General features: G+C 67.2%; 14 protein-coding genes. 5 read left to right on the top strand and 9 right to left on the bottom strand.

Features of this window, described 5'->3' with window-relative positions; genetic code table 11:
- Window positions 1-211: 211 nt before the first annotated feature.
- Window positions 212-343, bottom strand: coding sequence for a hypothetical protein (locus C4B30_RS36025; protein ID WP_256980740.1), 132 nt, complete (start codon window positions 341-343; stop codon window positions 212-214).
- A 49-nt stretch (window positions 344-392) separates the two neighbouring features.
- On the opposite strand from C4B30_RS36025, the gene C4B30_RS00165 reads away from it, so the two are divergent.
- Genes C4B30_RS00165 through C4B30_RS00150 form a run of 4 tightly spaced genes read left to right on the top strand, consistent with a single transcriptional unit; the run spans window position 393 to window position 3853 of the window.
- Window positions 393-1109, top strand: a complete 717-nt coding sequence (locus C4B30_RS00165) for an ABC transporter permease (RefSeq protein WP_089502457.1) — start codon at window positions 393-395, stop codon at window positions 1107-1109.
- Window positions 1106-2017, top strand: coding sequence for a glycine betaine ABC transporter substrate-binding protein (locus tag C4B30_RS00160; RefSeq protein WP_027786373.1), 912 nt, complete (start codon window positions 1106-1108; stop codon window positions 2015-2017). The genes C4B30_RS00165 and C4B30_RS00160 overlap by 4 nt, the downstream gene beginning before the upstream one ends.
- Before the next feature lie 10 nt (window positions 2018-2027).
- Window positions 2028-2681: an ABC transporter permease gene (locus C4B30_RS00155; protein WP_027786372.1), complete on the top strand. Its 654-nt coding sequence runs from the start codon at window positions 2028-2030 to the stop codon at window positions 2679-2681.
- Window positions 2678-3853, top strand: a complete 1176-nt coding sequence (locus tag C4B30_RS00150) for an ABC transporter ATP-binding protein (RefSeq protein WP_027786371.1) — start codon at window positions 2678-2680, stop codon at window positions 3851-3853. Before C4B30_RS00155 ends, C4B30_RS00150 begins: the two co-directional genes overlap by 4 nt.
- A 338-nt stretch (window positions 3854-4191) precedes the next feature.
- On the opposite strand, the gene C4B30_RS00140 is transcribed toward C4B30_RS00150, so the two are convergent.
- Window positions 4192-4569 carry a hypothetical protein gene (locus tag C4B30_RS00140; protein WP_027786369.1) on the bottom strand — a complete coding sequence of 126 codons (378 nt, stop codon included), beginning with the start codon at window positions 4567-4569 and terminating at the stop codon, window positions 4192-4194.
- A 286-nt stretch (window positions 4570-4855) separates the two neighbouring features.
- Here C4B30_RS00140 and C4B30_RS00135 point away from each other — a divergent pair, with 286 nt between their 5' ends.
- On the top strand, window positions 4856-5833 hold the full coding sequence (locus C4B30_RS00135; protein WP_027786368.1) for a bifunctional helix-turn-helix transcriptional regulator/GNAT family N-acetyltransferase: 978 nt from the start codon (window positions 4856-4858) through the stop codon (window positions 5831-5833).
- Between the two features lie 147 nt (window positions 5834-5980).
- On the opposite strand, the gene C4B30_RS00130 is transcribed toward C4B30_RS00135, so the two are convergent.
- From C4B30_RS00130 to C4B30_RS00100, 7 genes are all read right to left on the bottom strand, one after another.
- Window positions 5981-7198, bottom strand: a complete 1218-nt coding sequence (locus tag C4B30_RS00130) for a porin (protein ID WP_027786367.1) — start codon at window positions 7196-7198, stop codon at window positions 5981-5983.
- A 63-nt stretch (window positions 7199-7261) separates the two neighbouring features.
- Window positions 7262-9064 carry a tannase/feruloyl esterase family alpha/beta hydrolase gene (locus tag C4B30_RS00125; protein ID WP_027786366.1) on the bottom strand — a complete coding sequence of 601 codons (1803 nt, stop codon included), beginning with the start codon at window positions 9062-9064 and terminating at the stop codon, window positions 7262-7264.
- Between the two features lie 226 nt (window positions 9065-9290).
- The gene (locus tag C4B30_RS00120; protein ID WP_027786365.1) at window positions 9291-9998 is read right to left on the bottom strand and encodes a substrate-binding domain-containing protein; all 708 of its coding nucleotides are present in this window, start codon (window positions 9996-9998) and stop codon (window positions 9291-9293) included.
- A gap of 14 nt (window positions 9999-10012) precedes the next feature.
- Complete coding sequence (gene ligK, locus C4B30_RS00115; RefSeq protein ID WP_027786364.1) at window positions 10013-10696, bottom strand: 4-carboxy-4-hydroxy-2-oxoadipate aldolase/oxaloacetate decarboxylase; 684 nt, start codon at window positions 10694-10696, stop codon at window positions 10013-10015.
- A gap of 2 nt (window positions 10697-10698) precedes the next feature.
- Window positions 10699-11724, bottom strand: a complete 1026-nt coding sequence (locus C4B30_RS00110) for an amidohydrolase family protein (protein ID WP_027786363.1) — start codon at window positions 11722-11724, stop codon at window positions 10699-10701.
- 68 nt (window positions 11725-11792) lie between these two features.
- The gene (locus C4B30_RS00105; protein ID WP_027786362.1) at window positions 11793-13142 is read right to left on the bottom strand and encodes an MFS transporter; all 1350 of its coding nucleotides are present in this window, start codon (window positions 13140-13142) and stop codon (window positions 11793-11795) included.
- Between the two features lie 126 nt (window positions 13143-13268).
- On the bottom strand, window positions 13269-14573 hold the full coding sequence (locus C4B30_RS00100; RefSeq protein ID WP_027786361.1) for a gallate dioxygenase: 1305 nt from the start codon (window positions 14571-14573) through the stop codon (window positions 13269-13271).
- Window positions 14574-14598: the final 25 nt, after the last annotated feature.

Below are 14598 nucleotides of genomic sequence, written 5' to 3'. Positions count from 1 at the left end.
CTCGCGTCAACTTCATCACAAAACGCATGATCTCGTGCGCAACGTGATGTCATTTCGCACTTCGTTGCGCATGCATCCGTTTCGCCACGTCAAAGGGGCCACCGGCCCCAGCGGTCGGCGTCAAGCCGCCCGCATCCATGCCGTCCTCACGGGACGGTGCCCTGCTCGAACGCGCCTCGCCGTTACGGCGCCGCCGGGCTGAACCTGACAATCAGACGAACGCGTCGTCGCGTTCACCCGACCGCCAGCCGCACCTCGGTGCAGCCGGCAGCACTGTTTCCGTCAGTTCAATCGCGGCCATGCCGGGATCACGAACTTCCATCGCGACGCCATTCGGCGTCATCGCGGCGTGCGCCTGCGCGCGTCGCACCGAATCGAGGAGGCGTATCTTCATGACTCGACGCACTGTCCAGCTGGTGGGCAGCCTGATGGCAATCATCGCAGTGGGATGGGCATTGGCGCGCGGCATCGGCGCCGAAACGTTCCATCAGCGCTCGGACGATCTCGCCTACTACGCAGGCCAGCACATGCTGCTGGTCGTCTATTCGATGACACTGGCCATCGCCGTGGGCGTGCCGGCCGGCGTGCTGCTGAGCCGGCCGCGATTCCAGCATCAAGCCGAGCGCTTCATGCAGATCTTCAACATCGGCAACACGATCCCCTCGCTCGCCGTGCTGGCCATCGCACTCGGCATCTTCGGCATCGGCAACGTGCCCGCGATCGTCGCGCTGTTCCTCGCGTCGCTCCTGCCCATCACTCGCAATGCGTACGAAGGCATGAAGAACGTGCCGGCCGCGCTGCGCGAAGCCGCCAAGGGCATCGGCATGACCGGCTGGCAGTCGCTGGTTCGCGTGGAACTGCCCAATGCGCTGCCGATCATCGTCGGCGGCGTGCGCACCGCGCTCGCGATCAACGTCGGGACGGCGCCGCTCGCGTACCTGATCGGCGCGGACAGTCTCGGCTCGCTGATCTTCCCCGGCATCTACCTCGACAACCAGCCGGTGCTGCTGCTCGGCGCGTCGCTCACCGCGATCCTCGCACTGGCGCTGGACGGCGTCGTCGCGGCCGGCAGCCGTCACTGGCTCGCACGCCACGGAGGTGCCGCATGATGCTTCGACGCATTCTTCGATCGCTCGCACGCCTGGGCGTCGCCGGCGCGCTGTGCGTCGCAGCCGGCACGCCGGCCTTCGCCGCGAAGCTCGTGCTGGGCGCGAAGAACTTCACCGAGCAATACGTGCTGGCGGAACTCACGTCGCAATACCTGCGCTCGCGCGGCTATGACGTCGAAGTCCGCGCCGGCCTCGGCAGTACGCTCGCACGCAGCGCACTGGAGAACGGCCAGTTCGACCTGATGTGGGATTACACGGGCACTGCGGCCCTCGTCTACAACAAGATCCAGGACAAGCTGTCGCCCGAGGAAATGTACCGGCGCGTCAAGGCGCTCGACGTGCCGCGCGGGCTCGTGTGGCTCGACGCGTCGCCGCTCAACGACACCTACGCGATCGGCCTGCCGAGCCAGCTCGCGCAGGCCACCGGCATCCGGACGGTGTCGCAGCTCGCCGAGCACCTGAAGAACGATCCGGCCGCGAAGCATTACGTATTCGGCATGGACGCGGAATTCGCGAACCGGCCCGACGGCCTGAAGCCGCTGCTCGCCGCGTACGGCATGCAGTTCAGCCGCGCCCAACTGAAACAGATGGATCCGGGGCTCGTCTATACGGCCCTGCACAACGACCAGTTGAAGATCGGCCTCGTCTACACGACCGACGGACGCGTGAAGGGCTTCGGCATCGTTCCGCTCGAGGACGACAGGCACTTCTTCCCGCCGTACAACGCGACGCCCGTGGTCCGCAAGGGCACGCTCGAGCGCAACCCGAAGCTCGCGACGCAGCTCAACGCGCTGTCGGCCGCGCTCGACAACGACGCGATGCAGGCGATGGCCAAGGCGGTCGATCTCGACGGCAAATCGCCGCGCGACGTCGCCGATGCATTCCTGCGCACCCATTCGCTACCTTGAAGGAGAACCGATGAACGTATTCGACTATCTCGCTTCGAGCTGGCCCGAGCTGCTGCAGCTCACGCTGCAGCACGTGTGGCTCGTCGCGATCGCCGTGGGCTGCGCGATCGTCGCCGGCGTACCGCTCGGTGTCCTGATCAATCGCCACGACTGGCTGGCGGGGCCGCTGCTCGGCCTCGCCACGCTCGTGCTCACGCTGCCGTCCATCGCGTTGTTCGGCCTGATGATCCCGTTCTTCTCGCGCTTCGGCCAGGGCATCGGCGCCGCGCCCGCGATCACGGCCGTGTTCCTCTACTCGCTGCTGCCGATCATGCGCAATACCTACCTCGCATTGCACAACGTGGATGCGGGGATCAGGGAAGCCGGCACCGGCATCGGCATGACGTCGTGGCAGCGCCTGCGCCTCGTCGAATTGCCGCTGGCGGTGCCCGTGATTCTCGCGGGCGTACGCACCGCGGTCGTGATGAACATCGGCGTGATGACGATCGCCGCCGTGATCGGCGCGGGCGGCCTCGGCACGCTGATCCTGCGTGCGATCGGGCAGAGCAGCATGATGAAACTGCTGGTGGGCGCGGTGCTCGTGAGCCTGCTCGCGATCGTCGCCGACCGGCTGCTGCAGATGCTGCAACGTGCATTGACACCGAAGGGAGTGCAGAAGACATGATCGAACTCGACAAACTGACCAAGACCTTCACGCGCAAGGACGGCCAGGCCGTGCGCGCGGTCGACTCCGTGAGCCTGTCGGTGCCCGAAGGGGAAATCTGCGTGTTCCTCGGCCCGTCGGGCTGCGGCAAGACCACCACGCTCAAGATGATCAACCGGCTCATCGCCGCGACATCGGGCCGCGTGCTCATCAACGGCGAGGATACGGCGCAGTTGAACGAAGTCGACCTGCGGCGCCACATCGGCTACGTGATCCAGCAGATCGGGCTGTTCCCGAACATGACGATCGAGGAAAACATCACCGTCGTGCCGCGCCTGCTCGGCTGGGACAAGAAGCGCTGTGCCGAACGCGCACGCGATCTGATGTCGATGGTCGCGCTCGATCCGAAGCTGTACCTGAAACGCTATCCGCGCGAGCTGTCGGGCGGCCAGCAGCAGCGCATCGGCGTGATTCGCGCGCTGGCCGCCGATCCGCCCGTGCTGCTGATGGACGAGCCGTTCGGCGCGGTCGATCCGATCAATCGCGAATCGATCCAGAACGAGTTCTTCCAGATGCAGCGGCAACTCAACAAGACCGTGATCATGGTGAGCCACGACATCGACGAAGCGATCAAGCTGGGCGATCGCATCGCCGTGTTCCGGCGCGGCCAGCTCGTTCAGTACGATCACCCCGACACGCTGCTCGCGCGCCCGCGCGACGAGTTCGTCGCGCAGTTCGTCGGCCAGGACAGCACGCTCAAGCGCCTGCTGCTCGTGAAGGCCGGCGACGCCGCCACGCAGCCCGAAACGGCGCGCGTCGATACGCCGCTCGCGCATGCGCTGGCGGTGATGGACGAAACCGACTGCCGCTACCTGACCGTGCTCGACGACGCGGGCCGGGCGCTCGGCTACGTGACGCGCCGCGCGGCACGCACCGACGGCGGCGTGTGCGGCGAACGCGTGACGCCGTACCCGGCCGGCGTCGCGGCGGACGACAACCTGCGCATCGTGCTGTCGAAGATGTACCAGTACAGCGTGTCGTGGATGCCGGTGCTCGACCCGGACGGTGCGTGGCTCGGCGAGATCACGCAGGATTCGATCGCCGCATACCTGAGCTCCGGCCGGTCGCGCCGGCAAACCGGTCAGCCGCCGGGCAGTCCGGTCGAGGTGGCGGCCGCGGTCGCCACGTCCTGAGTCGCACCCGGGCCGGTGCTGCCGGCGCTTCATCGCATCGGCTTCGGGAAGCGAATCGATGCCGCGCGTTGCCGAAAAAGAGGGGGCGTGTTTGTTCGGATCGCAAATCGAATGGAATCGAAACGGGCGGTCGGACGTCGCACGGTGCGACGCTGCTGCGCGAGCTGCGCGAGCTGCGCAAGCCGTCGGCCGCGCTACCGCGCATCGATGCGGCGTGGGTCGGGCACGACGTTCGGCTCGGCGACGGTCGGCCGACGCCGGCCGAATAGCATCGGCAAGTCGATGGCGCTCGCGCGCCGATCGGGAATCCCCATGGCGGCGTACCGAACCGGCGAGCGTCAGCGCAGCGGCGTGCGGATTTTTCCGTCGACCTTCAACGTGCGCCGGTCACGCGCGACCTCGTATTCGACCGTCTGCGCAGGCGCGACCGCGCCGTAGGATCGGCCATTCACATAGGCGACGCCGTCGCGCAACTCGACCCTGTCGCCGTTGACGGTCGCGGTGGCCCGGTCGCCCTGCAACACCGCGCCCGAACAGCCGGCGGTCGAGAAGCTGCGGACCGCCGCGCCCGGCATCGCGGCGTTCCCGCCGCCCCGATCCGCCGCGTGCGCGGCGCTGCACGGCGGCGCATCCATGGTGCCGGCCGCGTGCAGCGGCGCCGCCCCGATGCCGCCCCCCGCAAGCAACGCGATCGTCATCGGCAACAGCTTGTTCATGGTGATCTCCGTGGTGCGTGGTGCGTGGTCGTCGATCGATGATCGGTCGACGACCCTGCTCGCGGGTCGGCCCGTTCCGCCCAGTATGCGGCCACTTCTCCGCGCCCCGCCATCCGATTCGATACCGGTCGCCCCGTCCCGGTTCGTCCCCGCGCCTCGCCCGCTTGGCCGTCGCCTCCCCGAAGCACCGCCCCGAAACGACCGATCCCGCCTGAAAATCCGCGTTGCCAAAGTTGCGACCCGCAACTATTATTGATTGCGACACGCAACCTTTCGGGAGCCATCCATGGACCTCATCGATGCGCCGGCCAAGCCGCGCGACGCGACCATCCTCGAGCTGCGCGACTTCTCGCGCAAACTGGTGCGCGAGCTCGGCTTCATGCGGGCGACGCTGGCCGACAGCGACTGGGCGCCGTCGGCCGTGCACGCGATCCTCGAGATCGGGATGGCGCCCGGCATCAACGCGAAGGATCTCGGCGCCATCCTGCGGCTCGACAAATCGAACACGAGCCGGCAACTCGCGCGGCTCGAAGCGGCCGGTGTCGTGGAGCGGCGCGTGTCGAGCGAGGATGCGCGTGCGATCGAGCTGTACCTGACCGCCGAAGGCAAAAAGCTCCGGAAACGAATCGACACGTTCGCGACCGACCAGGTGTCGAATGCGCTGCGCCGCATGATTCCGGCCGATCAGCAGGCGCTGTTGCGTTCGCTCGCGCTGTACGCCGATGCGCTCGCGCAGGACAACGCGGCCAGGGTGCCCGTCGCGCCCGCCGACGCGCCGTCGATTCGCGAGGGCTACCAGCCGGGCTGCATCGGCGACATCGCGAGCCTGCATGCGCGCTTCTACGCGGAACACTGGGGTTTCGGCGCCTTCTTCGAACAGCGCGTGGCGACCGAGCTGGCCGCCTTCGCGGGCGCGCTGCCGGCCGACGGCAAGGCGCTCTGGCTGTGCCAGGAAGACGGCCGGACGCTCGCGTCGCTCGCGATCGACGGCGATCCGGCGACGGGCGTCGCGCACCTGCGCTGGTTCATCGTCAACGACGCGTTGCGCGGCTCGGGCGTCGGACGTCAGCTGATGACGCTGGCGATGCGTTTCGTCGACGATCACCGGTTTCGCGAGACCTATCTGTGGACCTTCAAGGGGCTCGACGCCGCACGCCATCTGTACGAATCGTTCGGCTTTGCGCTGACGAGCGAGTGCGCGGGTACGCATTGGGGAACCGAGGTGGTCGAGCAGCGCTTCAGCCGCCCAGGACCGGGCGGCTGATTTTCGACGAAACCTGTCATGCGGCTTCGGCGCCTGGATGTTTCGGCTGCGGAACCGGCTGCGGGTGCAGTTGAAGACCGGGCGCCGAGCGGTGCGGCGCGCCGCGCCTGCGGCAGTCCAGGCCGGCGGCACGCGCGGCGCCCCGCATCAGAACCGGTGAATGATCCCCGCACCGAATCCGAACTGGTTGCCCGTCGATGACGGTACTGTATTGAACCCGTCGCCCAGCGTCGCGGTCGCGTCGACGATGGTGCCCGCGCCGCTCGTGCCGAGCGTCTTGCCCTTCGCGTGCTGATACGCTTCGAGCAGGTACAGCCCGGTTCGCTTCGACAGCGAGTAGTACTGCGACAGGTTGAACTGATGATACTGCGCGCTATCGGCAATGCCGTTCGACTCCGTGGCACGCGTGTACGCATAGCCCGCGCCGAAATCCCAGACCGCCGACGGCTTCCAGTGCAGCACGGCGCCCGCCGTGTTGAAGATCGCCGTATTGAAGAACTTCGACGACGCCCCCGGAATGTATTCGGTGTTGGTGTACGTGGCCGTCGCGTCCCAGGCATCGCTGAACCGGTAGCCGAGTCCCACCGCGAACCGCTGCTGCGCCTTCGCGGTCTGGTAGCCGTTCGTGACCGCCGATACGCCGATCTGCGCGCCGCCGTTCGACGTGGTCGAATTCGCGCCCCATGCACCGCCGGCCGTATTCGAGTTGTTCACGCGCTCGAACGCAACACCGATACCGAGCGGGCCGGCCGCATACTGGATGCCGGTCGCCCACGTCGAACCCGCGTTCGTGCTGCCGGCCACGCCGCCGAGCGAATAGGAACCGCTCAGCGTCACGCCGTACCATTTCGGCGACGTGTACTCGATCGTATTGTTCGCGCGGTAAATGGTGTCGAGCCCGTCGACGTCGCCCGGATGCGCACCGTAGTAGCCGGTGATCCACGTGGTCGGGCTGAACGGCGACATCGTCTGGTAGTACGACGCATATTGCCGGCCCGCGGTCAGCGTGCCGTAGCTTGCATTCGTCAACCCGACCCATGCCTGCCGCCCGAACATCGCATCGGTGTACTGCGCGGCACCCGTTGCCGAATTGAAGCCCGATTCGAGCGTGAAAATCGCCTTCGTGCCACCGCCGAGATCTTCGCTACCCTTCAGCCCGAAACGGCTGCCGGCCCAGACGCCCTGGTTCATCCTGACGACCGACTTGCCGCCGCCCGTCGAGCCGACCGTCGTCGCGTTGCTCTGGTAGCCGATACCGTTGTCGACGATCCCGTACAGCGTGACGCTGCTCTGCGCGAACGCCGGTGCGACCACCGCCATCGCAACGCCGGACGTCAGCGCTACCCGCCATGCCTGCTTTTTCATCGATTCGTCTCCTTCCTTGTCTGGTTCAGTCAGTGAGTTGTTGTGATGCCGGCCTGCCGTCCGTCAGGGACGATACGCATGCCAGCCGTTGCCGTCCGTACAGACGAGCTGCGAACCCTTGGCCTGGCATTGCGCCTCGTAGCCCGGCGCATACAGCCATTCGCCGGCCCAATGCAGGTCGACATACGGGTCGGCCTTCGGCGTGTCGGCAACGAAATTGGCCGCGTCGTCGGTGCTGCCGCTGCCCGTGTAGCGCGCGGCGGCCGGGTACGGAAACACCGGGCGCGTACGCGTCGTGTTGCCGTTCGCATCGACGATGGATGCGACGATCCGGCCGGGCGTCGCGCCCGTTTCGGTCCATGCCATCAGCGGCGTGAGGACGTCGAACACGTTCGGCCCCTGCCCGCCACCGCAGTGCGCGACACCCGGGAACAGGTAGAAGCGCGCGAAGCGATCGACCTGCGCATCGCCCATGTAGTGCTTCATCGCTTCGTAGTACTCGATGCTCGAACGCGGCGAGATGTGCTGATCCTCCAGGCCGTGCCACAGCAGCAGCTTGCCGCCGCGGCCGGCGAAGCGGCCGAGGTCCGGATCGGTTGCGGCCAGGTAGTTCGACACCGGCACAGTCTTCACGAACGCGTCGAGCGTGAACTTCAGGTCGCCGATCGTCGCGGACGGATACGACGCGTTGTAGTAGTCGAGATAGCGCAGGAACGGCAGCACGAAGCTGATCGTGCCGCTCGGGGCCGTGGCGGTTGCCGGCACGAACAGGCTCCAGTTCAGCTCTGAGCCCCATTCGCGCGACACGAGCGGTTCGAGACGCGTGCCGTTCGCCGCGGTCGCGCCGTCGTGAATCCGGCGCACGACGTCGGCTTCCTGCGGCGTCAGGCACGTCGCGGTCGATTGCCCGGCCGCGCACACCAGCGTCGCGGGATCGAACCGGCAGGCGCGCGGGTTGTCGATCACGCCGTCAACCACGCCATCGAGCCCGTCGCACGCCTTCAGCACCGCGGCATGCAGCATCGGCAGCTTGCCGGCGAGCAGGATCGCGTTGCCTGTCTTCGGATCCGTGTTGACCGCGGCCGGCCATGCGTGATGGAACGTGTTCTGCACGATCAGGTCGTTCGCGGGCGCGCCGGCCGCGATGCCGTCGAAATCGTCGGGGAAGCGCTGCGCTTCCATCAGCGCTTCGCGGCCGCCGTCCGAGCAGCCGTCGAAATACGCATGGCGCACGGGCCGCGCATAGAACTTGCCGATGATCGCCTTGGCCACCTGCGCGGTGGCATGCTCGGCGCGATACGCGAAGTCGAGCTTCGCCTTCGGGTCGAGCGCCCACGAGCCGTCGTTGCCGCCTTCATGGCCCATGTCGGTCGCGGCCATCGCGATCGTCCCGTTGGTCACCGGCACGCAAGTGGACGCCATCGGCGCATTGACCGACAGGTTGCCGCATAGTCCGCCGCAGCCCGTCTGCAGGTAGCGTTGCGTCCAGCCCTGCGTCGGCAGTTGCAGTTCGAACAGCGACGCGCCCGGACCGATCGTGCCTTTCACGTCGCACATGGGCGCTGGCAGCGTGTTGTTGCCGACGACCGTGCCGGCGGGCAGCAGCACCGCCGACGTGATCGTGACGATGCCGTCGGTCACGCCGCTCAGGTCGAGCGCCGCGACGGCAGGGCACGACATCGCGGGCATCACCGCCGGAAGATTCGCGAGGCCGCCGGCGGCGCTTGCCGCGTTCGGCCAGCCGGCCAATGCCGTACACAACCCCATCATGCCGATCACCAGTATCCGGACCAGCGCATCGCGCCGGACGCCCGCCGCGCGATGCCATACGCGCACGCTCCACCCTGCCCTGCCGTTCGTCTGCATTTTTGTCTCCTGTCGTTCTGTTTGGCATGCCGCGTCGCTTTCGACAGACGATGCGGCGACGTCACGAAAATCCTGCGATACATCCGGCGAACCGAATCGGTACGGCATGCGCCGATTCATCAGCATAACTAAGCTCACTGACAGACCGCATTGCGAAGAATGCCGAATCCCATCCGATCCGTTTATCGATTCCGATGCGGCGCTGCGATTGCGCCGCACTCCGGCCCTACGCCGGCTCCATCCCGCATTCACGCTTCACGCGATCGGCCTGCGGCGACGCCAGATACGCGAGAAACGCCGCGGCGGCAGCACGATCGTGCGCCGTCTGGCACACCGCGGCGGTGAACACCGTGACGGCCTGAACCGCCTCAGGCAGCACATCGACGACTTCGATGCCCGGCACATGCATCAGTTCGCTCAACTGCTGAAAGCCGAGATCGACCTCGCCGGAGGCGATCAGCGTACCGACCGGCACGCCAGGCGGCGCCTGGACGACACGCGGCGCGATCATGTCCGCGATGCCCCAGTACGCGAACAGGCGATGCAGGTGCGTACCGCTCGGCCCCGTCGAATAGCCGATCCGCCCTGCCTGCAGGATCGCGTCGCGAAGACCGGTTTCGGTGGCGATGTCCGGCCGCGCCGCGCCCGCCGCCACCGCGACCGCCATACCCGAGCACGCGAGCGCCACGCGGCTGCCCGCATCGACACGGCCATCGGCCACGAGCCGCTCGATCGCATCCGACGCGAGCACCACGAAATCGAACGGCTCGCCGGCCTGCACACGCCGCGCCGCGTCGACACCGCCGACTGACGTGACCGATACCCGGCATCCCGTTTCGTCCGCATACGCAACTGCCAGTCGCGCGAGCACCGGCCGCGTCGCCATCGACGAAATTCCGGTGACGGCAGCCGCCGCCTGGAGGGTCTGCACCATCGTCGCCACCCGCATCAGTCGACGTAGCGCAGGCCGGCCTGGCGCAGCGGCTCGCGCATGTCGTACATGTCGAGGCCGAGCACGCCGGACGCGAGCTTCGCGCGCTTCGCCGCTTCGTTCGTCTCGCGCGCGATCGCCTTGTCGAGCACGTCGGCGGCACGCGCCGCAGGCACCGCGACCACGCCATCGTCGTCCGCGACGATCACGTCGCCGGGATTGACGAGCGCGCCCGCGCACACGACCGGCACGTTCACCGAGCCGAGCGTGGCCTTGATCGTGCCTTTCGCGGAGATCGCCTTGCTCCAGACCGGAAACTGCATCGCTTCGAGCACCGCGACGTCGCGCACGCCGGCATCGATGATCAGCGCGTGCGCGCCGCGTGCCTTGAAGCTCGTCGCGAGCAGATCGCCGAAATAGCCGTCGGTGCAGTCCGCCGTGATCGCCGCGACGACCACGTCGCCCGGCCGGATCTGCTCGGCCGCGACGTGCATCATCCAGTTGTCGCCCGGATGCAGCAGCACGGTGACGGCCGTGCCGGACGCCAGCGCACGCGGATAGATCGGCCGCATGTACGGCTTGAGCAGGCCCGTGCGGCCCATCGCCTCGTGCACCGTCGCCGAGCCGAGCGCACCGAGCCGCGCCGCGACGCCCGGGTCCGCACGGTGGATCGTGCGGTAAACCACGCCGAGTTCATTCATGATCAAAGCCCCTTCGCTTTCAGTTGCGCATCCAGACGCGGATACACGCGTCGCGCATTGCCTTCGTAGATCTTGTGCCGCGCCTGCGCATCGAGCGACGACGCTTCGATATAGCGCTTCGTGTCGTCGTAGTAATGGCCGGTCTCGGGATCGATCCCGCGCACCGCGCCGATCATCTCGCTCGCGAACAGGATGTTGTCCACCGGAATCACGCCGGTCAGCAAGTCGATGCCGGGCTGGTGATACACGCACGTATCGAAGAACACGTTGTTCAGCAGGTGATCCTTCAGCAGCGGCTTCTTCAGTTCCTGCGCCAGCCCGCGAAAACGTCCCCAGTGATACGGCACCGCGCCGCCGCCATGCGGAATCACGAAGCGCAGCGTCGGGAAATCGCGGAACAGGTCGGAGGTCAGGCACTGCATGAAGGCCGTCGTATCGGCGTTCAAGTAGTGCGCGCCCGTCGTGTGGAAGCACGCGTTGCAGCTCGTGCTTACGTGGATCATCGCGGGAATGTCGTACTCGACCATCTTCTCGTAGATCGGGTACCAGTAGCGGTCCGACAGCGGCGGACTGGTCCAGTGGCCGCCGGACGGATCGGGGTTCAGGTTGAGCGCGACATTGCCGTATTCCTCGACGCAGCGGACGAGCTCCGGAATGCAGGTCGCGACATCGACGCCCGGGCTCTGCGGCAGCATCGCGGCCGGCACGAAATGGTCGGGAAACAGCCGCTGCACGCGATGGCAGAGTTCGTTGCAGACGGCCGCCCACGTGCTCGACACCGCGAAATCGCCGATGTGATGCGCCATGAAGCTCGCGCGCGGGCTGAAGATCGTCAGGTCGAGGCCGCGCTCGCGCATCAGCCGAAGCTGGTTGAGCTCGATCGATTCGCGCAGCTCGTCGTCGCCGATGTTCAGCTCGGCAACCTTCGGCCGCTCCGACGGGCTGTCGATCGCCGCGACCTGGCGATTGCGCCAGGCCTCCAGCGCCTTCGGCGCGGTCGTGTAGTGGCCGTGAATATCGATGATCATGCATGCTCCTGCGTGTAATGACGTGTCCGGCCGCCTGTCGACAGCCGCGCTCCGTCGGCGCGGCCGCGTCAGTGCGCCGGGTTTTCCAGTTCCTGCGGTTCGGGCGCGCTCGCGCGCTGCGACGTCATGATCGCGATCGCGGCCAACGTGGCCGGCACCGCGAGCATCGACAGGATCGCGCCGAACTTCCAGCCCAGCCCGAGCAGCGCGCCGCCGATCGCCGAGCCGAAGATGCTGCCGAAGCGCCCCATCCCGAGCATCCAGCTCACGCCAGTCGCCCGTGCGACGGTCGGGTAGCGGCCCGGCGCATACGCGTTCAGCCCCGTCTGCGCGCCGCTCATGCAGAAGCCAGCCGCGAACACCAGCAGCGCGAGCGACGACGACAGCGCACCGGCCCAGGCGAGCACGGCCACGCACAGCCCGCCGCCCAGATACGCGACGCCGATCACCGGCGCCGGCCGCACCTTGTCCATCAGCCAGCCGACACCGAGCGCGCCGATCGTGCCGCCGATCTGGAACATCGCGGTCACGTTCGCGGCCGTGCTGACGGACAGGCCCGCGTCCTTGATCAGCGTCGGCAGCCAGCCCGTCAGCAGGTAGATCACGAGCAGGCCCATGAAATACGTGATCCACAGCGACACGGTGACGAACCCGTAGCCTTGCGAGAACAGCACGCCGATCGGCTTGCGCGTCGGCAGCGGGGGCTCGTTCGACACGAACGTCTCGTTGCCGCTGAACTGCCCGCCGCATACGCGGTTCAGCAACGCGGCGATGCGCTGCGACGGCGCGCCGCGCACGGCCAGCAGCCGTGCCGATTCGGGCAGCAGCCACAGCTGCAGCGGAATCAGCAGCAGCGGCAGCACGCCGCCGAACAGCAGCACCGAGCGCCAGCCGTGCTCCGGAATCAGCCAGCCGGCGACGAAGCCGATCAGCGCCGAGCCGAGGTTGAAGCCCGTGAACATCACGGTGATCATCCGCGCGCGCATCCGCTTCGGCGCGTACTCCGACAGCAGCGTCGTCGTGTTCGGCATCGCCGCGCCGAGGCCGATGCCCGTCAGCAGCCGCAGCATCGCCATCTCGAACGGCGAGTGCGCCTGTGCGGTCACGATCGTGAACACCCCGAACAGGAACACCGACGCGATCAGCACACGCTTGCGCCCGAACCGGTCCGCGCTCGGGCCCGCCACCAGTGCGCCGATCACGAGGCCGATCGGCGCCGCGCTCATCACGAGGCCGAACTGGGGCCGCGAGATCGCCCAGTCATGGATGATCGACGGCGCAACGAAGCCCATGATCGCAACGTCCATCCCGTCGGCGATCACGACGAGGCAGCACAGCACGACCAGCAGCCACTGATAGCGCGTCACCGGCCGGTCGTCGATGAACGACTTGATGTCGATTGTCTTTCCGCTTCCCATCATGTCTCTCCTGTCTCCTTGACGACGATCCTTCATATCGATTCGTCATCCTATTTATATGCGTCGATATCTCGCTGAACTGGCCTGCATGATCGCGCGCGATGCGATGCGCGCGATCGTCGTCCGTCAAGCGTTTTCCTGCTTCTCCGCGCCATCCCAGCCGAGCGGCCCCGCGCTCTTGCCCGCGACGGAATACAGCGCGCCGGGCGCGTTTCTCGTCCGCTGGAAATCCTCCAGCGATTCGCCGCGCATCGCCGCGTAGATATGCAGGTTCGATACGCCCGTTACCGCGCCGAGCTTTTCGAGCAGGAAGAAGATCACGCCGTAGCGCAGCAGCCCCGGCCAGTCGCGCCGGCGGATCAGGTCGCGCTCCTGCGCACTGAGGCCGGCCGCGTCGAAGCTCGCCTCTGGATCGCTCAGGAACTGCGCACGATGCGCGGGTTCGATCATCCGGTGCAGATAGTCGTTGATCCGGTATGCGTCGACGGCCTTCGCGATCGTGAACGGATAGGTTCCCGGCAACTGCTCGACGCCGGCGAGCTCGGCCGCGATCCGCTGCCGGTGCCGTTCGGCCGCCGCCGTGTCGATGTCGGTGTCCGCCGGCTCGTAGACGGCCGTCGCGATGCCCGTCATCGATGGCAGGTAATAGCCGCGATGCCGGCATACCACGCCGGCCGGCAACGCGCCGCGCATCGTGAGCCACATCACCACCTCGGCCCCCTCGTAACCGCCGAGCGTCGCGTATTCGGCGAGCGGCATGCCGGCAAGGCGTTCGGGATCGCGTTCGAGCAGATCGAGAAAGCGTGCGTCCCATTCGGGGTTATTGAAGCCCGAGCGCTCGCCATGTACCTGGTGCGACAGCCCGCCGGTCGCGACGATCGCGACGCGCAAATCTTCCGGATAGCTTTCGATCGCGCGCCGCAGCGCCTGCCCGAGCCGGTAGAAGCGGCGTGCAGACGGCACCGGCAACTGCAGCACACCCATCTGCAGCGGCACGAGCCGCACCGGCCAGTCGGGCCGGTGCGGGCACAGCACCGACAGCGGCGAGAAGCAGCCGTGATCGAGCGGCTTGTTCTGGAAGAACGACATGTCGAACTCGTCGGCCATCAGCGACTGGCCGACATGCGCGGCAAACGCCGGATGGCCGGCGATCGGCGGCAGGTCGCGCACGCCACCGCCTTCGTCGGCCGGGCGCCACTGCGGCCCGACGCCGAGCGCGAACGCCGAGTAGTGGTCGAAGAAGAACGACGTCACATGGTCGTTGTAGATGAACAGCAGCACATCGGGGCGCTTGTCGGCGAGCCACGCGGCCAGCGGCGCGAAGTTCTCGAAGATCGGTGCCCATACCGGATCGTCGCGCTTGTTCTTGTCGAACGCGAACCCGATCGTGGGCGTGTGGGAGGCCGCGATGCCTCCGATAATCCGTGCCATGCCAGTGCTCCTTCGTGATGCTCGA

This window comes from Burkholderia sp. BE12 (genome assembly GCF_002959955.1).
Lineage (GTDB): Bacteria > Pseudomonadota > Gammaproteobacteria > Burkholderiales > Burkholderiaceae > Burkholderia.
Note: the sequence above shows the minus strand (reverse complement) of the source record. Positions and strands in the feature narration are given on the sequence as shown.